The sequence below is a fragment of the Microcoleus sp. Pol12B5 genome (genome assembly GCF_036701335.1).
In the GTDB taxonomy this organism is placed as follows: domain Bacteria; phylum Cyanobacteriota; class Cyanobacteriia; order Cyanobacteriales; family Microcoleaceae; genus Microcoleus.
The window spans coordinates 2,324-28,651 of sequence record NZ_JAUBQQ010000064.1 but is presented as its reverse complement, the minus strand read 5'-3'; the positions used below and the strand labels follow the sequence as shown (position 1 = coordinate 28,651).

The 26,328-nt window shown below is 45.7% G+C and carries 19 protein-coding genes; 11 read left to right on the top strand and 8 right to left on the bottom strand.

Features of this window, described 5'->3' with window-relative positions; genetic code table 11:
* The first annotated feature begins 43 nt into the window (after window positions 1-43).
* A complete protein-coding gene (locus tag QUA24_RS21700) occupies window positions 44-628 on the top strand; it encodes a Uma2 family endonuclease (protein ID WP_333231982.1) in 585 nt (194 codons plus the stop codon).
* A 143-nt stretch (window positions 629-771) separates the two neighbouring features.
* Here the strand turns inward: QUA24_RS21700 and QUA24_RS21695 are convergent, their stop codons facing one another.
* On the bottom strand, window positions 772-2,307 hold the full coding sequence (locus tag QUA24_RS21695) for a mercuric reductase (RefSeq protein WP_333231981.1): 1,536 nt from the start codon (window positions 2,305-2,307) through the stop codon (window positions 772-774).
* Between the two features lie 16 nt (window positions 2,308-2,323).
* Window positions 2,324-3,055 carry a TVP38/TMEM64 family protein gene (locus tag QUA24_RS21690; protein WP_333231980.1) on the bottom strand — a complete coding sequence of 244 codons (732 nt, stop codon included), beginning with the start codon at window positions 3,053-3,055 and terminating at the stop codon, window positions 2,324-2,326.
* A gap of 78 nt (window positions 3,056-3,133) precedes the next feature.
* Between QUA24_RS21690 and QUA24_RS21685 the strand changes: the two genes are divergently transcribed.
* Entirely contained in the window at window positions 3,134-4,162 is a 1,029-nt protein-coding gene (locus tag QUA24_RS21685; protein WP_333231978.1) for an isochorismatase, read from the top strand.
* Window positions 4,163-4,332: 170 nt separating this feature from the next.
* On the top strand, window positions 4,333-4,821 hold the full coding sequence (locus QUA24_RS21680) for a hypothetical protein (protein WP_333231976.1): 489 nt from the start codon (window positions 4,333-4,335) through the stop codon (window positions 4,819-4,821).
* A gap of 236 nt (window positions 4,822-5,057) precedes the next feature.
* On the opposite strand, the gene QUA24_RS21675 is transcribed toward QUA24_RS21680, so the two are convergent.
* Window positions 5,058-6,080 (bottom strand): cysteine peptidase family C39 domain-containing protein, encoded by a 1,023-nt coding sequence (locus tag QUA24_RS21675; protein ID WP_333231974.1) that lies wholly within the window; start codon window positions 6,078-6,080, stop codon window positions 5,058-5,060.
* A 435-nt stretch (window positions 6,081-6,515) separates the two neighbouring features.
* Between QUA24_RS21675 and QUA24_RS21670 the strand changes: the two genes are divergently transcribed.
* From QUA24_RS21670 to QUA24_RS21640, 7 genes are all read left to right on the top strand, one after another.
* Window positions 6,516-7,970, top strand: coding sequence for a methyl-accepting chemotaxis protein (locus tag QUA24_RS21670; protein WP_333231972.1), 1,455 nt, complete (start codon window positions 6,516-6,518; stop codon window positions 7,968-7,970).
* 558 nt (window positions 7,971-8,528) lie between these two features.
* On the top strand, window positions 8,529-9,986 hold the full coding sequence (locus QUA24_RS21665) for a CHASE3 domain-containing protein (protein WP_333231971.1): 1,458 nt from the start codon (window positions 8,529-8,531) through the stop codon (window positions 9,984-9,986).
* 681 nt (window positions 9,987-10,667) lie between these two features.
* Window positions 10,668-13,433 (top strand): HAD-IC family P-type ATPase, encoded by a 2,766-nt coding sequence (locus tag QUA24_RS21660; RefSeq protein WP_333231969.1) that lies wholly within the window; start codon window positions 10,668-10,670, stop codon window positions 13,431-13,433.
* Between the two features lie 763 nt (window positions 13,434-14,196).
* Window positions 14,197-15,582, top strand: coding sequence for a CmpA/NrtA family ABC transporter substrate-binding protein (locus tag QUA24_RS21655; protein ID WP_333210925.1), 1,386 nt, complete (start codon window positions 14,197-14,199; stop codon window positions 15,580-15,582).
* A gap of 79 nt (window positions 15,583-15,661) precedes the next feature.
* A complete protein-coding gene (gene ntrB, locus QUA24_RS21650; protein WP_333158843.1) occupies window positions 15,662-16,504 on the top strand; it encodes a nitrate ABC transporter permease in 843 nt (280 codons plus the stop codon).
* A gap of 274 nt (window positions 16,505-16,778) precedes the next feature.
* Window positions 16,779-18,779, top strand: coding sequence for a nitrate ABC transporter ATP-binding protein (locus QUA24_RS21645; RefSeq protein ID WP_333231967.1), 2,001 nt, complete (start codon window positions 16,779-16,781; stop codon window positions 18,777-18,779).
* A gap of 153 nt (window positions 18,780-18,932) precedes the next feature.
* Window positions 18,933-19,778 (top strand): nitrate ABC transporter ATP-binding protein, encoded by an 846-nt coding sequence (locus QUA24_RS21640; RefSeq protein WP_333082180.1) that lies wholly within the window; start codon window positions 18,933-18,935, stop codon window positions 19,776-19,778.
* A 599-nt stretch (window positions 19,779-20,377) separates the two neighbouring features.
* On the opposite strand, the gene QUA24_RS21635 is transcribed toward QUA24_RS21640, so the two are convergent.
* From QUA24_RS21635 to QUA24_RS21625, 3 genes are read right to left on the bottom strand one after another with little or no spacing between them, the layout of a single operon-like run.
* Entirely contained in the window at window positions 20,378-22,819 is a 2,442-nt protein-coding gene (locus QUA24_RS21635; protein ID WP_333231965.1) for a leucine-rich repeat domain-containing protein, read from the bottom strand.
* Window positions 22,820-22,857: 38 nt separating this feature from the next.
* The gene (locus tag QUA24_RS21630; RefSeq protein ID WP_333231964.1) at window positions 22,858-23,994 is read right to left on the bottom strand and encodes a DUF6745 domain-containing protein; all 1,137 of its coding nucleotides are present in this window, start codon (window positions 23,992-23,994) and stop codon (window positions 22,858-22,860) included.
* On the bottom strand, window positions 23,981-24,274 hold the full coding sequence (locus QUA24_RS21625; RefSeq protein WP_333231962.1) for a hypothetical protein: 294 nt from the start codon (window positions 24,272-24,274) through the stop codon (window positions 23,981-23,983). Before QUA24_RS21625 ends, QUA24_RS21630 begins: the two co-directional genes overlap by 14 nt.
* Before the next feature lie 230 nt (window positions 24,275-24,504).
* Here QUA24_RS21625 and QUA24_RS27370 point away from each other — a divergent pair, with 230 nt between their 5' ends.
* Window positions 24,505-24,663 carry a DUF6888 family protein gene (locus QUA24_RS27370; protein ID WP_445242633.1) on the top strand — a complete coding sequence of 53 codons (159 nt, stop codon included), beginning with the start codon at window positions 24,505-24,507 and terminating at the stop codon, window positions 24,661-24,663.
* Window positions 24,664-25,027: 364 nt separating this feature from the next.
* Here the strand turns inward: QUA24_RS27370 and QUA24_RS21620 are convergent, their stop codons facing one another.
* Window positions 25,028-25,219, bottom strand: coding sequence for a hypothetical protein (locus tag QUA24_RS21620; RefSeq protein ID WP_333231960.1), 192 nt, complete (start codon window positions 25,217-25,219; stop codon window positions 25,028-25,030).
* An 18-nt stretch (window positions 25,220-25,237) separates the two neighbouring features.
* Window positions 25,238-26,328, bottom strand: a 1,091-nt coding sequence (locus QUA24_RS21615; RefSeq protein WP_333231958.1) for a DUF6745 domain-containing protein, incomplete at its 5' end; no start/stop codon positions are given.

The window sequence follows — 26,328 nt, the reverse complement described above, 5'->3', positions numbered from 1 at the left end:
CCCCTAATGCTACACTCAAAGTAACATTGACAAAAATTTTGTTATGATATCCATTCCCCAACCACCCCAAAAAATGACCGTTGAGGAATATCTCGAATGGGAAGCTCAACAAGAGATTCGCCACGAATATGTCAACGGCGAAGTTTTTGCCATGACAGGCAGTACAATTCCTCATAACGATCTTGCACTCAACTTTTACAGAAACTTGTACCCGCATCTGCGTTCTAGAGGCTGTCGGATCAACGTGTCAGACGTGAAATTGCAAGTCAGTTTTCAAAGCCGTTACTACTACCCTGATGTGATAGTCAGTTGCGACCCTCAAGACATGAATTCCCGCACATTCATTCAGAATCCTAAAATCATTGTGGAAGTTCTTTCTCCCAGTACAAGTGCTAAAGATCGGGATGAAAAACTCACTTGTTACCTAAAAATTCCGACTTTGCAAGAGTATATATTGATTGATTCACAAAAAATTTTTGTTGAGCGTTACTGTCGGGGAGAGGGGAGAATGTGGCTGTACTATTCTTACACTGCTGGAGAGATTGTAACTTTATCAAGTATTGGGTTTGATTTGCCGATCGCACTTTTGTATGAAGGTGTTGGATTGGAAACAGAAACAGAAGGATAAAAACACACCTAATTTTGCAGCTTTTTTATGAACAGGCAAGATGCCTGTTCCACAGAGAGTGAAATTTAGTTTATGGTGGGCTTAGACGCGGCCCATAAAAGCCGATAATGAACAAGCAAGATGCTTATTCCACAATTATTTACTTATCGCGTCCAAGCCAGCCAGCGATTAAACAAATTTTTCACAAACGGAGTCAAACGAGTGCGATTGTAAGCATCTCCCGCTTTCCGAATTGCATCAGCTTGTGTGGGATACGGGTGAATTGTGCTAGCAATCTTTCCCAAACCAATATTGTTAACCATTGCCAAAGTAATCTCGCTAATCATATCCCCAGCGTGCGGCGCTACAATAGTTGCACCTAATATTTTATCGCTGCCTTTCTTGACGTGGATTTTCACAAATCCTTCCTCTTCGCCGTCAATAATTGCCCGATCGACTTGATGGAAAGGAATTAAAAATGTATCGATATCAATGCCTTTTTCCTTAGCATCGTGTTCCCCAATTCCGACGCGCGCAATTTCCGGGTCTGTGTAAGTACACCAAGGTATCGTCAAAGCGCTGAGCTTTTTGCGCCCGAAAAATAGAGTGTTTTGAATTACCATTCTCGCGGCAAAATCAGCAGCGTGAGTAAATTTATGTTTCATGCAAATATCGCCTGCGGCATAAATGCGGGGATTAGTAGTTTGTAAACTGTCGTTGACAAATACACCTGTGTGTGTATCGTATTCAACACCGATCGCCTCCAGATTCAACCCTTCCACGTTAGGCGATCGCCCTGTACTCACAATAATTTCATTTACTGTTACCGATGCTTCCTTACCTTGAGATTTATAATAAATTACTTTGCCTGCATTTGTTTTCTCAACACGATCTACTGTGGATTCTAGTATTAGTTGAATTCCTTCCCGTACAAAAGCCTGCTGCACGATTTTAGCAGCATCCGCATCTTCCTTGTCTAAAATCTGAGCATTTTTGTGCAGCAACACGACTTCCGAACCCAGCCGCCGAAAGGCTTGAGCCAATTCGCAGCCGATCGGCCCTGCGCCAATTACTGCCAAACGCTGAGGTCTTTCCGTGAGGTTAAAGACAGTTTCATTTGTCAGATATCCAGCTTCTTGTAAGCCGGGAATTTGTGGTTCTAGCGCCCTTGCACCTGTGGCAATTACTGCTTTTTTAAAGCGGAGAGTTTGACCTGCAACTTCTATGGTAGAATTGCTAGTAAAACGACCGGAGCCTAAGAAAACATCGACTCCTAATTTGTGCTGGTAGCGTTCAACAGAATCAACATCGCTGATTCCCGCCCTGATGCGGCGCAGCCGTTCCATCACTGCGGCAAAATCCACTTCTACACTGTCAGAAACATTAACACCAAATTTACTTGCTTCCCAGAGATCGCCGACAGTGCGGGACGATCGAATTAAAGCTTTTGACGGCACACAACCGACATTCAAACAGTCGCCGCCCATCAAATGTTTTTCAATCAAAGCAACTTTCGCGCCCAAACCCGCGGCACCGGCAGCAACAATTAATCCAGCGGGCCCCGCGCCAATTACTACTAAATTATAAGAACTAGCCGGCTGCGGATTTACCCAATCGGGGGGATGCAAATAGGAGACTAATTTTTGGTTGTGCTCGTCCATCGGGGGGACAGTTACGCGATCAACTTTTGACTGCGACATTGGCCAATTCTCCTAATTAAATACTTTTTTCCAAAGCTTTTCTGGCTATGCGAGTGATAAATACAGTAACAGCGACAGTAGCAAGAAAACTGATAATATTAATCAACCATTTTACTGCGGAATCTTGAGGACTTTCATACACAGTTGCCGTGCCTATCGCAGCAACCTCTCCCACCAAAGAACCCGAGTAAACATACATAATTGTACCCGGTATCATGCCAAAGGAACCTAGCACGTAATCTTTCAAAGAAACTTGAGTAATTCCCAGAGCGTAATTCAATAAGTTGAAAGGAAATAAAGGACAAAGACGAGTCAAAAAAACTATTTTTAATCCTTGTTGGCAAACTGCGCGATCGAGAGCTTTAAACTTGGGGTGAGATTCCATATATTTTACCACGCGATCGCGGCACAAATAGCGCCCGATCGCAAAAGCAAATACAGCACCTAAAATGGACGCCGCAAAAACGTAAACAGAACCCCACCACAAACCAAAAATCGCCCCCCCTCCCAGCGTCAGTACCGAACCCGGTACAAACAGCACAGTAGCCAAGTTATAAGTAGCTACAAAAGCCACTGGCCCCCACCACCCTAAATCCTCGATCCGCATTAACAGAGTTCTCAAAACATCTTGAACGTAGGCAGATCTAGTTGCTACAATTAAGATAGCAAGCAAAAGTGCGATCGAAAAAAACAACACTATGCGTTTAAATTTTACCCTAGCATAATCTTGGATTCGTTCTTTTGCCATGATTCACCCGCAAATATTGATCAGCATTATACTCCAAACTTAAATTATTACTGTCAACTACCATAAAAGCGATAGGTTATGACACCAAAAGCCCAACTCTCAATCCCCGAACATTTTGACCCCACAAAAGTAGGCGAAGTCTGGCGCGTCCCCTACCAAGAACGCGCCACCCAAGCGAAAGATTGGGCAAAGCAGCACAACATCCAACCAGCATCCAGCGACAAAAACCGCATTTGTTTGATGATAATCGATGCCCAAAATACTTTTTGTCTGCCCGAATTTGAATTATTTGTGGGCGGGCGTTCGGGTAGCGGTGCTGTCGATGACAACCTGCGGCTGTGCGAATTTATTTACCGCAATTTAAACGCGATTACAACCATTGCGCCGACAATGGACACCCACACCGCCATGCAAATTTTTCATCCAATTTTTTGGATAAACGAAGCTGGCGAACACCCCCTACCCGCCGCAACTTCTATTACACTCGATGATGTCCAAAAAGGCATTTGGAAAGTCAATCCAGCCGTCCCCGATAGCATCAGCGGTGGCAATTTTTCAGCACTGGAAAAACAGGCTTGCCACTACGTCAAAAAACTCAGCGCCGATGGGAAATATCCCCTGACAATTTGGCCCTATCACTCGATGCTGGGCGGCATCGGACACGCGCTGGTTTCTGCGGTGGAAGAAGCAATATTTTTTCATACTATAGCCCGCAACAGCCAAGCACTTTTTGAAATAAAAGGGGGGAATCCGCTGACCGAAAACTATTCGGTTTTGCGACCGGAAGTTTTAGATGGATTCGACGGCAATCCGATTGCTGAAAAGAATACTAAGTTTATTGATAAGTTGCTGGATTTTGATGCAGTAATTATTGCCGGACAAGCCAAAAGCCACTGCGTTGCTTGGACAATTGATGATTTGTTAACGGAAATTTTGGCGCGAGATCCGAATTTGGCAAAGAAGGTTTATTTGCTGGAAGATTGCACTTCGCCTGTAGTTATTTCAGGTGTGGTTGATTTTACGGAACAAGCAGATGCAGCTTATCAAAAATTTGCGGTGGCGGGAATGAATATAGTTCAATCTACTCAGTTAATTCTGGCGGATTAAAGACGAATATTTTCTGTTGGAGTTTTCAGTGGAACAAAAGTATACATTATGAACCAGATGCGGTAATTTTTGGTCGCTTGGCCCTCGGCTGCGATCGCATTTAACGGATTACTTATGATATCATATCCGAAAAATCACTTACTGTAGAAGTGTAATCAAGGAGTTTCCCGATGGCTGCAAGCGAAATTTATAGTGTTGTTCCTTTTCGGGATGCGAGTGTGCGAGCAATTTCAAAACTCTCGGTAGCCATCGCCACGACTCTTCTGAGCACAGTTGTCACTGCAACCCAAGCCGACGCAGTTCCTGTAACCTACGATTTCACCATCACTGTTACCAAAGGCGGGTTAGCGGGCAATTCATTCGACGGTTCTTTCAGCTACGATGATGCCAAATTGAAGGGAACGGGAGTCGAAGAATTGGGAATTACTGAGGGATTAACTACCTGCCTAAATTACCTGGGACGCACTTATCGCGAAACCGATGATACCAGTTATCCTAACTTTCCCACACTCAGATTTGAGGATGGTAAGATTACACAACTAAACTTCTGGATTCAGCCGAATCAGCGAGTTAATTGGTGGAATTTACCTGGATGGGAAGTCAAGCTGTCTGAGCCTAAAATGAGCGATTCAACTGTTCCCAATTGTCAAAAACGGTGAGGCGTGATCAAGGTGCGATCGACCGTAAGAATATAGGAGGAATTAGATGCAACTGCCTACGCTTACGGTAATTTCATGCAGCCACCCTACCAAGGTCCGATCGTCGATCATCTGCTGGGGCGATCGAATATTTGCGATATCGAGGAACGAATGACTCAAAGATTGTTTGAAAAAAACCGCATGATTCCTCTTCTCTGTCGGTCAATAGTTCCTCTGCGGTTGACGATTTTCAATAACTATTTCCCATCCAATCTGGGGACTTCTTGCAAAAAACTGCCGCTCAGCATTAACTCAGTCATTCGGTCTAATTTGCCGCTGACCTTTAATTTTTTCTCTGTTTGAAAGCGCTCGATATCTGCTTGCAAATTACCAGAATTATATCCTAACTTACTCAAATAGTCAACAGCTTGTTTGTCACTTAACAAGATATCCGCCGAACGAAAAATCGGCACGTATTCTTCGCGCCAAATCTGGGTAAAAGTTGCCCTATCTAAATAGAAAATCCTGCCCCGCGCCGGGTCTCCAATGGCAGCTACACTGTCATTCATGCCGAGCAAAGCGACCGCGTGGGGTAGCTTCCGAGGGCCGTCAAATAGCCAAACTGCTAGCACTCCGGGGCGATTAATTTGCTGAATTTGCTCCCAAGTAGGCCTTAGTTCGATCGCATTTACGCCCAAAGCTCTTGCTGCTATAATTAACTGCGGCATGGAAGTTCCCAAGCGACTCGTCCGGGCAAAACGCGCTACACTCGATTCCGTCGCCTCGATTCCCCAACGCCTTAACACTGTTGCTAGGGCCGCGGGGGCGCAACTGCTGTTAGATGTTTGCCGAAATACACCGTTTGGCTGCAAATTATCTATTAAATCATCGTAAATTGGCGCCATGAAATAGTTTTCAGCGCCTGTAAATCCTCCCAATCCCAACAAGCAAATTAAAATGACTGCGATTACTTGGGGTCGCGCTGTCAACCAACTTATACTAAAGCCAATACCGCAGACTCCCATCAACATCACTCGTAGCAAAGTCCAAGTAACTCGCATCCCGTGAAAGCGCCACTCGATCGGCAAAACAGGCATTTGAGGCATATTTAGAGCCAGTAGCAGCAAGGCAATATAAAAAACCAAAAAAGCTAGGGCGATCGAATTTCTGCCCTTAAATAAATCGTTAGCCGTCACTCCCGATCGAACTAACACCCGCCCGAACCGCATTCCCCAAACAAACAGCACCGAACCCAGCACCAGCGTCACTACTATTTCCATGAACTCAAAATTTTGTTGCTTAACTAGGTTGTAACATTTATACGATCGACTGGAACCCCAATCAATAGTAGGAGAGAGGAAGAGTGGGAGAGAGGAAGAGTGGGGGAGAGAATTTGACGATGTTTGGGTTTGGTTCCTGAATTTCCCGCTACAATCGAATAAACAGGATTTATCCAAAATCGAAGCAGGCGAAACAACCATCAATCCTAAAGACTTTGATTTGCATAGCTTGCTCGATATTAAGTTTTTTCAAGTTTTTCTTGATGAGTCTGAGTCAATGGTTGAGAATCAGATAATTCAGCGACCTAACCCAACAGGAGATATTGCCATGTTTGCCAACTTAAAGCTGAGAAACCGGAGGCAACTCGGATATGCAGTTCCCATTGCTTTGAAGGGGATTAATTTGTTTGTTTCTAAAGACAGGAAAAAATTAAGATGATTAACTTCAAAGCCACCAAATTAAGAGATCGTATTCTGTGGGGATATTCTCTACCGATTTTGCTTTCAGTTGGAGCAGCTACTTTGGTTTTTTTCAATGCTAAAGAAGTAGAAGAAAAAGCAAAAATTCTCAATAACTCTAATGCCATTGTTATAGGTTTAAAAGATCTTCAACTGGGATTCTCAGGTATGCAAAAAGCGGCTCGTGGCTATTTTTTGGCACAAGAAAGTGATTTCTTAACTGAATACAATGAACAGGTAAACAGCTTTGACTACTTCTATCAGGATTTACTTAAGCGGGTTCAAAACCCGAAGCAGCTCCAGCGGCTAGATGAAATGAATGTATTACAAGATCAGATAGACCAAGGCTATAGACAAGCCTTTTCTTTGGTTGATCAAGGTAAGCGAGACGATGGACTTAACTTGTGGAAGACACAAATTGTACCAAAGCTTCGTCAGGTTGATGCTATAGCTAAGGAGTTTCAAAGCACCCAGGAACAAATTTTGGCTGACAGAGAAGAAGAGCAAATTCAAGCTTTGCAGTTCCTGACTACAGTCGTAATTTTAAGCACTGCTTTAGCTGCACTTACGGCAATTGCGATCGCTCTGTGGATTGCTTCAGGCATTGCAAAGAGCATGAATCAGTCAGTCAATATGATTGTTAGTTCTTCCACAGAAATTGCGGCCACAGTTGAACAACAGGAACGCACAGCAGCACAGCAATCGAGATCTGTAAATCAAACTACAACCACAATGGATGAGTTGGGCGCTGCTTCCCAGCAATCAGCCCAGCAAGCCCAAGCTGGTGCTGAATCTGCACGGCAAGCTTTAAAGATCGCTGAAAAGGGAACCCTAGCAGTGGAGCAAACCCTGGAATCGATGACAATATTGAAAGAAAATGTCGGGGCGATAGCAGCACAAATTCTGAACTTGAGCGAACAAACCCATCAGATTGGCGATATCTCTACTGATGTGACAGATTTAGCCAATCAAACAAATATGCTGGCACTGAATGCCTCAGTAGAAGCAGTCCGGGCCGGCGAAAACGCCAAAGGTTTTACTGTAATAGCCACAGAAATCCGCAAACTAGCAGATAAAAGTAAGAAATCAGCCGCGAAAATTAACCGCCTAGTAGATGATATCAAGAATGCGATAAATTCTACCGTAACGGTGACCAAGGAAGGTACTAAAACAGTAGAAGAAGGAACAAAAATCAGTCAAGAAACGGCAGCAGCTTTCTCGGAAGTGGCAAATGCTGTTAACAATGTGGTATTGAACAATCAACAGATTTCTCTAACTGCTCAACAACAAGCAGTGGCCATTCAACAAGTAGCCGATGCGATGAACAGCCTCAACCTATCGGCACAAGAAACCGCTAGTGGTATTACTCAAACCAAAGTAGGCACTCAACAACTGAACGATGCAGCCCAAAATCTCAATTCAATTGTCTAAGTTAGTGGGTAGAGGCTGGTTTTCTGTGGATGTCAAGTAATAATATTTATGGGAGCATCTCAATGAAAGCAGCCAAGGTAGAAATGGGAGTTGGGAGTTGGGAGCCAGGAGCCAGGAGGAAAGAGTCAGAAGGAAGGAGCCAGAAGAAGTGTTTTTACAAATATGAGATGCTCCCATATTTATTATATTCCCCATTAAACCCGCCCCTAGATCCGCTAGTGAAAAACCCTACTAACATCGACGGATATCTGCGTAAAGAAATAGGCTAATAACGCAAGTTGCTAGTTATTCCCCCTCATCCCCCAGCCCGCAATTCTGCACCAGGGGATAAGGGCAGTAAGAGTAGGATTAAAGCTTCTCGCCCATCTATAAAATTTTTTCCTTTTCCCCTTGCTCTTTTAGGAGGGGCAGGCGGAGGTGGCAGAAGGCTTGGGAAGAGGGTGAATCAATTTATAGGACATAATTAGCAACTTATTTTAATAGGACTTACGCAAGAAATCATTTTTCACACTATCTGTTTTGCCAAAGTAAATAACTAATCAAGGAGTAAAAATGGCAATGTCGCAAAATATTATTCGGCTTAGTAAAGTAGTTCCGTTAGGCTTCGGCTCAATTTTTTTGTTAATGATTAGCATCGGATTGGCCACTAAATTGAGTATGGATAATTTAGCCCAAGCTATTGAGTTGCAAACGCACACTTATGTAGTCAAGACCAACTTGCAAGCTATAGAAAAAGATTTATTGGATGCTGAAACAGGACAGCGGGGGTTTATATTCACTGGAAACGAGGAATTTTTAGAACCTTACAAAAATGGGACAGTCGCCTTTTATAAAACAGTAAATGAGACAAAAGAGCTAATAAAAGATAACCCTGAACAAGTTAAAAATTTGGAGCAAGTTGAAAACTTGGGTCAGCAAAAACTAGATGAATTAGCGGAAACTATATCCCTGAAAAGGGCTGGAAAAGAACCAGAGCTAAGAGCCTTGGTGATTTCAGGTAAAGGCAAGATATTTATGGATGAAATTAGGGATAAGCTGGCAGAAATGCTTAAGGTAGAAGATACTCTACTGGTTCAACGAACAAAATTAGCAAAACAGTCGGAGCAATTAGCGACGATTGTTTCTATAGGGGGTACGGTTATTGCTGTAGTATTGGGTTCCTTTATTGTCTTGTTTATTTCAAATAAAATTATCCGACCAATCAATCAGGTAGCAAATACGATCGCCAGTTCTTCCACAGAAATTGCGGCCACAGTTGAACAACAGGAACGCACAGCAGCACAGCAATCGAGATCTGTAAATCAAACTACAATCACAATGGATGAGTTGGGCGCTGCTTCCCAGCAATCAGCCCAGCAAGCCCAAGCTGGTGCTGAATCTGCACGGCAAGCTTTAAAGATCGCTGAAAAGGGAACCCTAGCAGTGGAGCAAACGCTGGAATCGATGACAATATTGAAAGAAAATGTCGGGGCGATAGCAGCACAAATTCTGAACTTGAGCGAACAAACCCATCAGATTGGCGATATCTCTACTGATGTCACAGATTTAGCCAATCAAACAAATATGCTGGCACTGAATGCCTCAGTAGAAGCAGTCCGGGCCGGCGAAAACGCCAAAGGTTTTACTGTAATAGCCACAGAAATCCGCAAACTAGCAGATAAAAGTAAGAAATCAGCCGCGAAAATTAACCGCCTAGTAGATGATATCAAGAATGCGATAAATTCTACCGTAACGGTGACCAAGGAAGGTACTAAAACAGTAGAAGAAGGAACCAAAATTAGTCAAGAAACGGCAGCAGCTTTCTCGGAAATAGCAAATGCTGTTAACAATGTGGTATTGAACAATCAACAAATTTCTCTAACTGCTCAACAACAAGCAGTGGCCATTCAACAAGTAGTGGAGGCGATGAATAGCCTCAACCTAGCGGCAAAAGAAACTGCTAGTGGTATTACTCAAACCAAAGTAGGCACTCAACAATTGAACGATGCAGCCCAAAATCTCAATTCAATTGTCTAAATGGCGCTCAGTTTTTTGGGATAGCAGACGAGCAATTGATAGCATTGAGTCATGAATTGAGCTCCCTGCCCTCCCAGCTTGTCAAACAGTCGGCACCCAAGTCAAAGTGTTCGCAGGCGAGCGCATCGCCAAAGCCAGGGCGATCGAATTTCTGCCCTTAAACAAATCCTAAACAGTAACGGACGATCGAACTAACACCCGCCCGAAGCGCATTCCCCAGACTAACAGCACCGAACCCAGCACCAGCGTCACTACTATTTCCATAAGTTCAGAATATGGTCGCTTAACTAGGTTGTAACATTTATGCGATCGTCCGTGGGGCAGCGGAGGAGGAGGAGAGAGTGGGGGAATGGCAGCATTTTTCTTTTGCCTTCTGCCTTCTTCCCTCTGTCTTCAACCACACCTAAAATTTGCAAAATGTCAAGGGATTCGATCGACTTTTCCCCACCTTAGCCACCAAGTCCCAAACAAGATTTAGCGCCGGAAAAAATCCCCCAAATATCTTGCCACAAACGGCCACATCCGTTGTATTATAGATGTAAGTCACAGCCCGTTAAAGTAATCAACCAAAAATTAAGCCGCTCAATATATTCACGCTCCAACGAGCGCTGAGTTGTATTGAGCGTGCCTATTAAGGAGCGATCGAAGCTCCTCACACACCCCAAATATTCAGGAAGAATCATGCCATCAAGATCCGCCAACGATGTAGACGTAGCAGAGCAATATTGGCACTACCTAGAAATATCCAAGGTTGCAACAATCTTAGAAACCAACCTGGAAAGCGGTTTAGAACCAACAGAAGCCAACCATCGCCAACAGAAATTCGGGTCCAACGAACTAACCGTTAAAGCAGGGAAACCAGCCTGGTTAAAATTTCTCCTGCAATTTAATCAACCCCTCCTGATCATCTTGTTGAGTGCAGGTTTAATCAAAGCAGTGATCGGAGAATGGCTAAACGCTAGTGTAATTTGGGGCGTAACCACCACCAACGCTACTATTAGTTTCATCCAAGAAGCTGGAGCAGAGAAAAAAATTGAAGCCCTAGCCCAAGCTGTCACCACTGAAGCCACAGTTATTCGGGGCGGCAAAAAATTAAAAATTCCCTCCAAAGAACTCGTTGTCGGCGACTTAGTAACCCTGACTTCCGGCGACAAAGTACCGGCAGACTTGCGCTTAGTGAAAGTCCGCGACTTGCAAATCGACGAATCGGGACTCACCGGGGAATCAGTTGCTGTCGAAAAAGAATTAGGACCGTCTGGAGACATAGTTCTGCCAAAAGAAACGCCACTAGCAGAACGGGATAACATGGCCTATGCCGGCAGTTTTGTCACATTTGGCCAAGCTAGCGGCATCGTAATTGCGATCGCCAATAAAACCGAAACCGGCAAAATCTCCCAACTATTAGATCGGCACATCGACCTCACCACCCCCTTAACCCGCAAATTCAACCAATTCAGTCAAAACTGGCTGTTATTCGTGTTGGGAATGGCAACCTTGACCTTCGCCGTCAGATTGGGCAGACCTGTCCCAGAGGGAGTTTCAGCCTTTAAAGAAGCAGTCGAACCCGCTGTCGCGCTGATTGTCGGCGCAATTCCCGAAGGCTTACCCGCCGTCATTACCGTCACCCTAGCCGTAGGCGTTTCCCGGATGGCAAATCGCCACGCGATCGTCCGCAAATTGCCCGCAGTGGAAACCCTCGGCGGCGCTACAGTCATCTGTTCCGACAAAACCGGAACCTTGACGGAAAACCAAATGACGGTGCAAGAAATCTATTCTGGCGGCGAATCCTACTCGGTTACGGGTACGGGATACAGCCCCGAAGGTGAAATTCAACTCAACCAACTGCCAATTACTGTCAGCCAAGCTCCAACTTTGCAAGAATGTTTACAAGCTGGACTCCTTTGCAACGACTCTCATCTGGAATTCAAAGACGATAATTGGATAGTCGTCGGAGATCCGACAGAGGGAGCGTTAATTGCTGCAGGCAAAAAAGCTGATTTGAGCCAGCAAATTTTGTCCAAGTCAATGCAGCGGTTGGATTCAATTCCCTTTGAATCTCAGTTTCAATACATGGCGACGCTGCACCGAACTCCCACTGGCAAAATTTTGTACGTCAAAGGTTCCGTAGAATCAATTCTCGGCCGCTGCGGTTCCAGTCTCGATACCCAAGGAAATCCGGTAGAAGTCGATCGCGAACAAATCCACCACCAAGTCGATGAAATGGCAAAGCAAGGCTTGCGCGTCTTGGCTTTAGCGAAAAAGCCAGTACCCGAAAGCCAAAATTCCGTCGATCACTCGGATTTGGAGTCAGGGCTGGTTTTCTTGGGACTCCAAGGCATGATTGACCCGCCGCGCGCAGAAGCGATCGCAGCCGTCCAAGCTTGTCAAACCGCCGGCATCCAAGTCAAAATGATTACCGGCGACCACATCGCTACAGCCAAGGCGATCGCCCGCCGCATGGGATTCCGCAAAACTAAACACCACAGAGAACTTGTAGCCTACACCGGCGCTCAACTCGCCGCAATGAGCAAGCAGGAACTCGGCGAAGCCGTAGAAGCCGGCTCAGTTTTTGCCCGCGTCGCCCCAGAACAAAAACTCCGCCTCGTAGAAGCTTTGCAAAATCAAGGCGAAATCGTGGCGATGACGGGAGACGGCGTTAACGACGCGCCGGCCCTCAAACAAGCAGATATCGGTATTGCGATGGGCAGCGGTACTGAGGTTTCTAAGGAAGCCGCCGACATGATTCTTACCGATGATAACTTTGCGTCGATCGAATCTGCTGTCGAAGAAGGGCGATCGGTTTACAAAAATCTGCTCAAAGCAATCAGCTTCATTCTCCCAGTCAACGGCGGAGAATCAATGACAATTTTGCTCAGCACCCTCCTAGGTCGAGAATTGCCGATTTTGTCGCTACAAATTCTCTGGCTGAATATGCTCAACTCGATCACCATGACAGTGCCTCTGGCTTTCGAGCCCAAGTCAGCGGGAGTCATGAAACAGCAGCCCCGACCGGTAAACGAACCTTTCCTGACTCAAAATCGGATCAAGCGGATCATCGCTATTTCTCTTTACAACTGGACTCTGATTTTCGGAATGTTTGAATGGGTACGCCAAGCTCCTTGGGGAACCTTGGAACTGGCCCGCACGATGGCGATTCAAGCTTTGGTAATGGGGAGAATTTTTTACCTGTTGAGTCTCAGCCAGTTGTTGCCTTCTTTGATTGCTAAATTTAGCGGTTCTAAGGAAGAAGTTAGTGGCGCCCCCGCCCTCGGTGTGGGAATTGTCCTGGCGATAATTTTGCAGATTATCTTTGCTAACTCTCCCTTTGTCAATCGCATATTTGAGACGGCTCCGATGAATCTGGATCAGTGGCTGATTTGCTTCGGTGTCGCTCTGCCAATGATCGGTGTTGCTCTCTCCGTCAACCGCTTTGATCCACCGAACTAATCGAACTTGTAGGTACTGCGACCGATTAGTAATTTCGGGTGCTTAGAAACCGGGTTTCTTCAAGAAACCCGGTTTCTCTGTTTTACAGAAATCGCAACTGAAAGCCCACGTCATATCATATCCGGTAAATTACTTACGATTAAGCGCCAATTTTAGTCCACCACTGAAAACCAGTTAACCCTTTGAAAATAGGCTAATCGTACAATGTTAATTTTTTCTGTATAAAAGACTACAATAGCTCTGAAGAAAAATAGACATATATTAACAAAGTAAATGTGCGGTAGCTGCGATGTTGGCAACTTATTGACAATAGAGTTGAAGGCTGCCCGATCGGCCTTCGTTACAACCCTTACCCAGCAAGTCTTAGTTTGAAGCAGTTTTGATAAGCCAACCAGCTCGCCCTTTCCAACGGTTCGTTATCGATAGCGTGATCCTAAAAGATTTACTTATCAATCAAATTTAATAATTGTTTTAGAATTTCTGCAATAGTACGGTAGAGTTAATTATCAAGCCAAGAAAATGTGCGGCTCGCTTTTTGGGAGATCGCACCGCTCGGCCGATCGTCGAGATATTGAGTTAATCAAAAGTGTAAAATCAGCAGGGATAGTTTAAAGACTTATGCTAGCTATAAATCTTTTGATCCCTCCTGCGAACCAGCGCCCAAAACAGTTCGCTAAATTCCATTAACGAACAGAAAAAAAGCGCATTGATAAACTTCAGTGATGTCGTTACAGAAGATTATGAATTGCAGCGAGGCTAGACTATGACAAAATTTTCAGAGCAATTTTCTCGGCGTAAATTTATCGTTACAGCAGGTGCATCTGCTGTCAGTTCAATACTGCTCAAAGGCTGTTTGGGAAATCCTCCAGAACCCGGTGCCACTGCTGGTGCTGACGGCGCGATACCCGCAGCTACCTCAGTAATGGCTGTTGCCAACGAGAAAAGAGTCGAAGGAATTGAAAGCACTAAAATCACATTGGGATACATCCCGATCGTCGAAGCAGCACCTTTAATCATTGCCCAAGAAAAAGGCTTTTTTGCCAAATACGGCATGACTGAGGTAACAGTTGCTAAGCAAGCCAACTGGGGTTCTGCCAGAGATAACCTAGAAATTGGATCGGCAGGCGGCGGCATTGACGGTGGCCAGTGGCAAATGCCCATGCCTTATCAAATTAGTAAAGGGTTGATTACCAAAAACAGCGTCCAAATCCCCATGTATGTTCTAGCCCAGTTGAACACTCAAGGAAATGGAATTGCGATCGCCGGAAAACACAAAGGCAAAGGCATCGGGCTCAAACTAGACCAAGCGGCCCAAGACTACATGAAAGGCCTCAAAAAAGCAGGCACGCCCTTCAAAGCAGCCTACACCTTCCCCAAAGCCAATCAAGACTTTTGGATTCGCTACTGGCTAGCAGCTAACGGCATCGATCCCGACACAGAAGCCGAGTTGCTAACAGTACCGTCAGCGCAAACCGTAGCCAACATGAAAACCGGCAGCATGGACGGTTTCAGTACCGGCGACCCCTGGCCCCTGCGGATCGTCACAGAGGACATCGGCTTCATGTCGGCCCTGACTGGCCAAATCTGGAAAGATCACCCAGAGGAATATCTCGCTATTCGTGGCGACTGGGTAGACAAACACCCCAAGGCCACAGAAGCCCTGCTAGCAGGACTGATCGAAGCGCAGCAGTGGTGCGACAAACCAGAAAATCGCCCAGAATTAGTAGCCATTACTTCTGGCAGAAACTACTTTGACGTAGCTCCGGCAGTTTTGACACCTCCCTACCAAGGCAAGTACCTCATGGGTGACGGCCAACCAGCGATCGACGATTTCAAGATGAGTCCGCTGTACTGGAAAGACGACCTCGGCAACGTTTCTTATCCCTACAAGAGTCACGATTTGTGGTTCTTAACCGAAAGCGTGCGCTGGGGTTTCTTGCCAACTAACACCTTGGCCGATTCTAAGACAATCATCGATAAAGTCAACCGAGAAGATTTGTGGAAAGCCGCAGCAAAATTAGCCGGAGTTGCTGATGCTGACATTCCGAAAAGTACGTCTCGGGGTGTTGAGAAGTTCTTTGACGGCACAGAATTCAACCCGGAAAATCCAGAAGCTTATCTCAAGAGTTTGGCAATTAAAAAAGTGTGATGGGGTCTTAGCTTCCCATAATTTACTCTCAAAGTTTAGTCTCGAAAATACACAGCACCAGACATAGGAGATTAGCAGCATGGCTGTAAGTACAAGTCGGAGAGGCGGCAATGCACAAGGAGCATTTGGCGAATTTTGGAAGAAGAATTCCCCAAATATCTTGCCGCCAATTTTAGGAGTTTTGGGCTTTCTGTTGGTTTGGCAATTCTTGTCAAGTACGGGACTGATCAAACTGCCGGGGCCGATCAGCATTTGGACTGACGAACGGACGCGGATTTTGTTGCTGTATCCTTTCATGAACTCCAAAACCTACGGAATTGGATTATTTTGGCAGACTTTGGCGAGTTTGGAACGGGTGGCAAAAGGCTACACTCTCGCGGCCGTTGTGGGAATTGGTACGGGTGTTTTGGTAGGTACAAATCCTTTTCTAAACCGCGCTTTAGATCCACTTTTTCAGTTTTTGCGGATGGTGGCGCCTTTGGCTTGGGTGCCCATTGCCCTGGCTGCACTGCAACAAAACGAACCTGCTGCTTTGTTCGTGATTTTTATCACTTCAGTTTGGCCGATTTTAATCAACACGGCTGAAGGTGTTCGCCAAATTCCCGACGATTACAACAACGTGGCGAAAGTGCTGCAACTTTCTCGTCAGGAATATTACATGAATATTTTGTTTCCGTCGGCGCTTCCTTATATCTTCACAGGATTGAGAATTGCGATCGGTTTGGCTTGGCTGGCGATTATTGCTGCGGAAATCGTGATGTCTGGGATTACGGGTATCGGCTTCTTTATTTGGAATGCTTACCAGCAAAACTACATCAGCGAAATTCTGTTAGCGGTGTTCTACATTGGGGCTGTTGGTTTATTGCTCGATCGCATGATGGCTTGGTTGCAGCAAAAGATTGCTCCTTCTCAAGGAAAGTAGCTAATTAGATATGTTGACTGTTCACAGTTGACTGTTCACAGTTGACTGTTGACGGTTCACGGTTACAGCAATTACGAACTCCCTGGCTGAGAAACCTTTTTTTTTAACTGTTGTTAATGGATTAAAAAAAGTTTTTTGGTTGATTTAAGAAACAGGTTGCTGTCTCCAGTCATATATTAACTATTAGCTGTTATATATCAACAGCGAACAGTCAACAGTCAACAGTCAACAGTCAACAGTCAAATAACAAACTTACAAAAAAGGCAAGAAAATCATGTCTGTTTTGATTGCAGTAGAACAAGTCGGAAAAGTATTTAATTTAACAGACGGCGGCACATACATAGCCCTCAAAGGCATCGACTTAGAAATTAAAAAAGGAGAATTTATCTCCTTAATCGGACACTCCGGCTGCGGTAAATCTACGCTACTAAATATGGTGGCAGGTTTGGATCTACCCACAGAAGGATTGGTGACGATCGACGGACAAAGAATCACCCAGCCAGGCCCCGATCGCATGGTAGTATTCCAAAACTATTCGCTGCTACCTTGGCGGACGGTCAGAGAAAATATTACCCTAGCCGTAGACTCGGTAATGAGCGGCTTACCCAAAGCCGAACGCCTCGAAATCATTCAAAAACACATCGATATGGTGGGCTTGACGCCCCACGCCGAGAAGCAACCCGCACTGCTGTCGGGCGGACAAAAACAGCGGGTGGCGATCGCCCGTGCTCTGGCCCTGCGCCCCAAACTGTTACTCTTAGACGAACCCTTCGGCGCTTTGGATGCTTTGACTCGCGGCAACTTGCAAGAAAAGTTGATGGAAATTTGCCAAGAGTACGAAATCAGCGCCCTGATGGTAACGCACGATGTGGATGAGGCGGTGTTGCTGAGCGATCGCATCGTCATGCTCACCAACGGCCCAGAATCGAAGATTGGCGGCATTCTCGAAGTAGACATCCCCCGCCCCCGCAAACGGATGGAAGTCGTCTCACACCCCAGCTACTACGCTCTACGTAGCGAAATGATTTACTTCCTCAACCAGCAGAAGCGCGTCAAAAAACTGCGGGCGCGGAAAGTACCTGCGATCGCCCGCCACGGCCTAGAAAAAGTCAACCTCGAACTCGGCTTTATTCCGCTGGCAGCCTGTGCTCCCCTCGCTGTCGCCAAAGAAAAAGGCTTTTTTGCCAAGCACGGCCTCGATGAAGTCCACCTCGTGCGGGAAACAAGCTGGCGTGGCATCGTAGACGGCATCGCCGCAGGTTACTTAGACGCAGCCCAAATGCCCTCTGGGATGGCGATGTGGTTGAGCTTGGGGGGCCACCAAGAGCAGCCGATTCCGACGGTTACAGCCCTCACCATGAGCCGCAATGGTAACGGAATTACCCTCGCGAGGCGCTTTTACGACCAAGGGATCTACACTCTGGCAGACTTTAAAAAAATGCTCCAGAGAACGCCCGCGCAAACCCACCGTATGGGCATCGTTCACCCTTCTTCGATGCACAACCTGTTGCTGCGTTACTGGCTGGCTTCCGGTGGCATTGACCCGGATCGCGATGTGTTGCTGAAAAATATCCCACCAGCTCAAATGATCGTTGACTTGCAGGGCGGCACTATTGACGGTTTCTGCGTCGGCGAACCTTGGAACTTGCGGGCATCGATGGAAGGAGTCGGCTTTACAGTGGCTACAGATTTGGAACTGTGGCCAGGACACCCCGGCAAAATTCTCGGAGTTCGGGAAGACTGGGCAAATGCTTATCCCAACACTCACATTGCTCTAGTCAAAGCTTTGCTCGAAGCTTGTCACTACTGCGCCGATCCAAATCACGCTGCCGAGGTTTCGGAAATTGTCGCGGGAAGGGAGTACGTCGCTACTGATAAGAGTTACATCCAACTAGGCGACCCAAGCTCTGTTGCTTGCAACCTCGATACTCCGATGCGGGAATACGCCCACCACTTGTTTTCTGGAGATGGGGTGAATCGCCCAAGCCGCACCGAACAACTCTGGCACATGGTGCAGATGGCGCGCTGGGGCGATACTGTGTTCCCGCGCAACTGGGTGGAAATTCTGGAGCGGGTGGTGCGAGTCGGTGCGTTCAGCACGGCGGCGCGAGAGCTGGGGATGGCTGATATTACTTACACTCGCGGTTCTCTCAGCTTATTTGACGGCTCGGTGTTTAATGCTGACGATCCGATCGGCTATCTCAACAATCTGGCGATTAAACGCGATTTCACGATGGCGGAAGTTGTACTCGATTCCGGCCGCCGAGCTGCTTAGAGCGGTTTTTAGTTAGATCAAAACAGGGTAATTGCTAATTGTTAGTTGTTAGTTGTTAATTGTTAACTGCTAGTTAGTAATTCCCTCTTCCTTCTTCCCTCTCGCCTCTTCCTTCTTTCCTCGCACATCACCCAATCACAATTTCCTAAACCCATGCTCAACACCACTAAAAACCAGACGAACACCAAAACTCAAATCCAGCCGGGAAAAGGCCGCCGCCAACCTTTTTTGGTGATGGACAATGTTTATAAAGTATACCCAAACGGTTACAGGGCTTTAGAAAACGTCAATCTGAATGTAGCTGAGGGAGAGTTTATTACTCTGATTGGACACTCGGGCTGTGGCAAATCAACACTGTTAAATATGGTGTCGGGTTTTAGCCATCCCAGCCAGGGCACCGTGTCGATTAACGGAGAGCGGATTACGAAGCCGGGCCCCGATCGCATGGTGGTGTTCCAGGGTTATGCTTTACTACCTTGGCGCACGGTGTTTGAAAATGTTTATCTGGCGGTTAATGCTGTATTTCCTGAGAAGTCGAAGGTGGAAAAAAATGCGATCGTCAAAGAGCATTTGGCGATGGTGGGATTGACAGAAGCTGCTGAGAAAAGACCGCCACAAATTTCGGGGGGGATGAAGCAGCGGGTTTCGATTGCCCGCGCTTTGGCAATTCGCCCAAAAGTGCTAATTTTAGACGAACCTTTTGGTGCTCTGGACGCAATTACTAAGGAGGAATTGCAAGAAGAGTTGCTGAAAATCTGGAACGATCACCGCTGTACGGTGTTGATGATTACTCACGATATTGATGAAGCGCTGTTTTTGGCCGATCGACTGGTGATGATGACTAACGGCCCGTCGGCGACAATTGGCGAAGTTTTGGAGATTCCTTTTCCGCGTCCGCGCGATCGGGTTCAAATGATGGAAGATCCGGAATACTACAATTTGCGGAACTACGCCCTAGATTTCCTGTTCCGTCGTTTTGCACACGATCACGATGCGTAATCGGTTGGGAAATCCCAGTTAAAGAGGAGAATTATGAGACTTCTGGAAAAATTTAATTCTTATGCGGAGTAGGAGTTGGGCATCCTGCCGGCCTAAGACGAACTTTTTTGCAGAAGTCTATTGAAAAGTTTAAGCCTCAGTGTTCCCCGATGTCCAGGGCACATCGCTGCGGGCGCAATTTTCCCGATCCGGTTGGGTAAACTGAAGCTTAATGGTGGACGAGAAGTTTTTTCGGACGTTCGGATCTTTTTCCGATATTTTACGTCTACCAGCGAAGAGACCCGATTGCCTAGCTGTCGGTAAGCTGGCATGAACTGAGCCCACCTTCGATTCGAGGGTGGGCTTCTTCTTCATGTTATTAAAAGTTTTTGGGCGATCGGTGGTTGGTGCATTCCACCCTGGGAACTGGCACACTGCAGGAACGTTTATGGGTGTTTCATGGGTTAAGGCTGTTGTCAATATAAAGGTTTTCAGTTGAGTGAACTACAGATGCTCGGCTAGGGAAACGGCTGAGCCTAAGTCCGGCGCGGGGTTCTGTGACTTTTAACAATTGGTATAAGAGTGATGATTGTAGCAAGACTTTTTTAAATTTGTATTACTCAGGTTTGTGCGGAAAACTCCTCTGGGTCAATATCCCAATTTACCCAGCGAATTGCTTCTTTAGCTGATTCTATATCAGGCGGCACTCGCAACGCATGAATAAATCCCGTACTCGGACAGGTCATTTTTAACAAATAAATCGGCTCGACATCGGCGTTATCAATTTTTAATAGGGTGTATTCTTGCCAACCATCTAATTCTACTGCTTGCAATTGTTGGCAAATGTGATCGTAACCAATTGTCTCAATTAATACTCGACGCAGTTCGGCATTTGATTCGGATAAAAGCCATTCTGCTTGCCACAAATCCGAGTGTACTTTTCCGTATTTTTGGGGTAACTTAACGCCGTGGTGAAAGTATAAACTGTAGCCGTCCGCAAATGCGATGGCCGGTTCTCCTTCAGCGTGTAGCCGATTTTCAGCGTCAAAGCGGATGTGCAGGGGGCGATCGCAAACTAGGCAAACTTTTTCAAACGGGAATATCCAACCGCAATCCTCGAACAACTGTTGCTTGCAGCGAAATAGTTCTTGTGCTTTTTGGTCGAGAGTAACACCAAATTTCGCTATCAAAAATTCAGTCCAATGGATTTCCTCCACTATATCCGTAGGGGTTAGTGGGCTTACATAGTAAGGCTCGGCCATGATATCACCTCCCAGCGATTCTCGGTAATTTTCTACCAAGTCGTGAAATTCTGAGTCGAGTATGTCATCGGCTGACTGCTCTAGTATTATTTCATGCCCCAGAGCATCCCGCCACACCTGACCCGAACATCCTACGTCCACCCATTGAAAAAACTCATCCAACAATCTGTTTCTCCTTACTAAATTCTCAACCCCTATATCCCATTTTTGAAGTTGCGATATCCAGGAGATTTTGAGTTGTTTGGGTAGTTTTCTAGAAGCTACCTGTGGACTGCTGCAAACAATAACTTGGGGTGCTTCTCGACCAATAGCTGCATAGATTTTTTTCACCGTTTCTGTAGCTTTTTGAGCATCAATTGGCGTGGTAGAGAGCGTCAGGTACTTCTGTCTAAGTTCGCTCGACAGATTGAAGTAGGTAATTTGATAGTCACCAAGACGCAGCGATGTCAGGTTGGTGAGTGCCGCCAGCCCAGTGATATCGGTTATTTGATTGAAGTTAAGATTCAGTTCGGTCAGGTTGGTGAGTCCCGACAGCCCAGTTATATGGGTAATTTGATTCGAGTCCAGATCCAGGTCGGCCAGGTTGGTGAGTGCCGACAGTTCAGGGATATCGGTAATTCGATTGTTGTAGAGACTCAATTCGGTCAGGTTGGTGAGTGCCGACACTGAGGTGATATCGGTAATTTGATTGAAGTTAAAATGCAATTTGGTTAGGTTGGTGAGTGCCGACAGCGAGGTGATATTGGTAATTTGATTAGAGTCCACATCCAGGTCGGTCAGGTTGGTGAGTGCCGACAGCGAGGTGATATCGGTAATTTGATTGGAGCCCAGATTCAGTTCGGTCAGGTTGGTGAGTGCCGATAGCGAGGTGATATCGGTAATTTGATTTTGGCCAAGACCCAGCGATGTCAGGTTGGTGAGTGCCGATAGCGAGGTGATATCGGTAATTTGATTGGAGCCCAGATTCAGTTCGGTCAGGTTGGTGAGTGCCGACAGCGAGGTGATATCGGTAATTTGATTGTTGTTGAGATAAAGTTCGGTGAGGTTGGTGAGTCCCGACAGCCCAGTGATGTCGGTAATTTGATTCGAGTCCAGATTCAGTTCGGTCAGGTTGGTGAGTCCCGACAGCGAGGTGATATCGGTAATTTGATTGATGTAGAGCCGCAGTTTTGTCAGATTGGTGAGTGCCGATAGCCCAGTTATATCGGTAATTTGATTGTTGCCGAGAGACAGTTCGGTCAGGTTGGTGAGTGCCGACAGCGAGGTGATATCGGTAATTTGATTGTTGTTGAGATAAAGTTCGGTCAGGTTGGTGAGTGCCGACAGCGAGGTGATATCGGTAATTTGATTGATGTAGAGCCGCAGTTTTGTCAGGTTGGTGAGTGCCGACAGCGAGGTGATATCGGTAATTTGATTGTCGCCAAGACCCAGCGATGTCAGGTTGGTGAGTTCCGACAGCCCAGTGATGTCGGTAATTTCATTGTATTCCAGACTCAGTTCGGTCAGGTTGGTGAGTCCCGACAGCGGATTTATATCGGTAATTTGATTGTGGCCCAAAAACAGTTCGGTCAGGTTGGTGAGTCCCGACAGCGGATTTATATTGGTAATTTGATTCTCGTTGAGATGGAGTTCAGTGAGGTTTAAAAGTACCTTCTGGGCTTCATCGCAGTCAGAAGTGCCAGCAATTTCTAACAGCATCTCAACTGTATGCCTTGCCTCTCTTGTCAGACGATTTTTGTGCTTGCACCAGTCCGCAAAGCTACTGAGATTAATTGGTTGGTTTGCTTGTTGTTCTGGCATAGTCAATTTTGATTCAAGTTTGGTAAAATGTCAGTTTTTTATGTTTGTACGCTAAACTCCTCTGGATCGATTCCCCAATTTACCCAGCGAATTGCTTCTTGAGCTGATTCTAGATCAGGCGACACTCGCAAAGCGTGAATAAATCCCGTGCTCGGACAAGTCATTTTTAACAAATAAACAGGCTTTGGATTACCCGCGTTATCAAAATCATCGTCAAACTCGATGCTTAAAAGAGTATATTCCTGCCAACTATCTAATTTTGTCACCGCTAATTCTTGACAAATGCGATCGTAAGTAATTCCCTGAATTAACGCGCGCCTAACTTCTGCATTCTGTTCCTTCAACACCCACTTAGACTGCCACTGGTGCGGGTGCAGCCTACCGTACCATTCGGGCAAAATCACGCCGTGATAGGCGTAAATCGAAACACCGTCGGCAAATTGTACCGCTGGTGTTCCTTCGGCGTGCAAGCGGTAGTTGCTATCTGCAGAAAGTGCGATCGGCTTGGAGCAGACAATGCAAACTTTGTCATAGGGATAAATCCAGCCGCAATCCCGGACAATCGATTGAAAAACAATCCAATTTTTGGCGTAGGAATGATGTAAATTTAGAACGGAAATGCAGAAATCCAACAAACTCCCATAAGCAGCCCACAACTCTGGTTGAATGCAATTACTGAGGTGTTTTCCTAATGTTGGCCGGATTTCTCCACTCCGCTCATCGATCACCTGTTGCAGTGGCAATTGGCTTGATATTTCGCCAGCTAAATAATTTCGCTCCGGCTCCCACAATTGCGTTTTCAGTTGACTATAAAGTCGTTGTTCCAGTTGAGTTGGCAGTTGGTTTTGCAGTTCGGTTTCTAGTTGGCTTCCCAAATAACCCCGCAGTTGTTTTTCTAGCGGGCTGCGAAGTTTTGTCTCGAATTGGCTCCGCAGTTGGCTCCTGGGATTGTTAAATCGACTGACGATTAGATCCGCAGCTTCGTAGGGGCGATCGACAAAAATGATTTCCGGTGCTTTGAGGCCGATCGCACTGTAAGCCGATTTAACTGTTTCCGCAGCTTGCGATCGATTTATCGGGCCAGTGGAAAGCGATCTCGCTCTCCACTTTTCCCGATAAACTGGAATCAAAGCTGCTTGTTCTGGCGTCAGTTTTTTAACCTTAGTCTGTGACATACTTCCAACCTTGTGGCTCATATTCCCGCTGAATTCGCACCATCCAATTACCTTCGGGAATTGCGATCGCATGGTGTTCTTCGTGACTCAATAAAGCTGTCGGTGAAAGCACCCGCAAGTACAGAGTACCGTCTTTTTCGTAAAGTTCAGCTTGCCCCTCAATAATCTGGTGAGAATGTCCGGTGACTTCACCTTCGGCGAGAGTGAGGTGAGGTTTTTTTTCTCCTTCGATTTTCAGTACAGGGGTGAGAATCACGTCGCCTTGTCGGATGGGTTGCATAGGTTTTTTCTAAATTTTGTTTACTGGTGTCGATCGATCGAGCTTTTCTACTGTAACTCAATACTACATTGGTAATACACGGTAGTCAAGATCCACAAACCACATTCCATAACTCTTTGCTGTAGTGACAGGCGTTATCTTGGATCGTGAAAGTCGCCTGGGTGAGGGCGGGTTTATAGATATTGTCGATGTGAATGAAAGATTGTTGGTGAAACCCGCCACTACAAATATTGTGGTTAATTTATGGAATCACTTATTACTTGACATATTTGGCATTGCAACCTATTAACCTCGTCTGTGTTGACGAGAGAAGCAAAAAGTTGTTCGTGTTGGCTGGATATAACGAGGAAATTGAGATTGAAATTGCTCCAAATGGGGAGGTAGTTTAATGAGCCAAGTAGATTATACTGCAATGTCAGATGGAGAATTGAAGCGTTAGTTTCTTAAAAATTGCGGGAATAAAGTTGCACTACAAGCCTACTTAGACAGGCAAAAAAAGCGGTTTAATTCAATTATAAAAAAAGTGGACATTCGGATTTTGATACTAAGATTGAGGCAGCCATTCGCCAGCAAATGCAAGAATATAAAGGTTAGTCTTCAGTCCGCGCACTTGGACGAAAGTTGGTGTAGGATAGGTTTCTACTGCCGGCTCTTATCAACTAGGTTTCTAACTTGCCCTAAATTTCAAGTTGGAACCCAAAAATCCTCATAATCGATATCCTAATTCACCCAGCGAATCGCTCCCCTTGCAGATTACATCTCAGGCGGAAACAGCAAAGCATGAATGAATCCGGTACTCTGGCAAGTCATTTTTAACAAATAGATTGCCTCTTTTTCAGGAACATCATCATCAGGATCGAAATTAGCAGGATCGAAGCCATCAATATCAGCATCAATTCTTAGCAGGGTGTATTCTTGCCAGCAATATAATTCTGTGGCTTGCAATTCTTGGCAAATTCTGGCTTAACCAATTCCCTGAATTAACACTCGCCTTAATTCGGCATTTTCTTCTTCTAAACTCCAGGTAGATTCCCACTGATTGGGGTGGATTTGTCCGTATTTTTCGGGCAAGGTGACGCCGTGGTAGGAGTAGAGTTTGTAGCCGTCGCTAAATTCGATCGCGCTTTCTCCTTCTGCGTGTGGCCGATGTTCGCTGTCGAGGGAGAGTTTTAAAGGGCGATCGCACACATAGCAAACCTTATCAAACGCAAAAATCCAGCCACATTCAACTAAAAGCTGCTTCAAGCATTCAAAAGATTTTTGTGCATCTGGGTTGAGAACAATTCTAAGTACAGAGACACAGAAGTCAGCCACACAGATTTTATCCCACAGGGATGCCCGATTAACGATCGACGTTGAGTTGTCTCTACAATATTCCCAAAAATCCCGTTGCAATTCTTGTGTGACCTGCCGCTCCCATTCTATTAATTGTGGCAAATACGAACTACTATATCTTATTAAGTTAAAAGGCTTATATGCTGATTCTAGCTGTTCGTAAATAAGCTGGAAAAAAGCTGTTTTTGGCGGTGGTTGCTCACTTGTTAGTGCGAAATAATACACGCACAAAAAAAATATATACCTAAATGGCAGGCAGGCTGGTTCTAGCTGTTTGTAAATACGCTGAAAAAAATCATTTTTATTAGTGGGAGATTTCAATTTTTTTAACTGTGTGATGGCAGAGTGGGGACTCGAACAAAAAATAATTTTCGGGCAAGTCTTGCCGAGAGCTGTGTAGGCAAATTCGATCGCGGCTGCGGCACGAGTGCGATCGACTCGCTCTGTGGAATTGGCAATAGCTTTCCACAGATATTGGAGTGGTGTTAAGTCTGATAAAAGATTGTTAGGCAGAGACAGCTTTTTCAAATCGATCAGAGAGTGCAGGGGGGTGAGGTCTGATATTTGATTGTTGTCCAGATTCAGCTCTATCAAATTGGTCAGAGATTGTAGGAGTGTGAGGTCTGATATTTGATTGTGGGACAGATTCAGATTATTCAAACTGGTTAGAGATTGCAGGGGTTTGAGGTCTGATATTTGATTGTTTACCAGATTCAGAT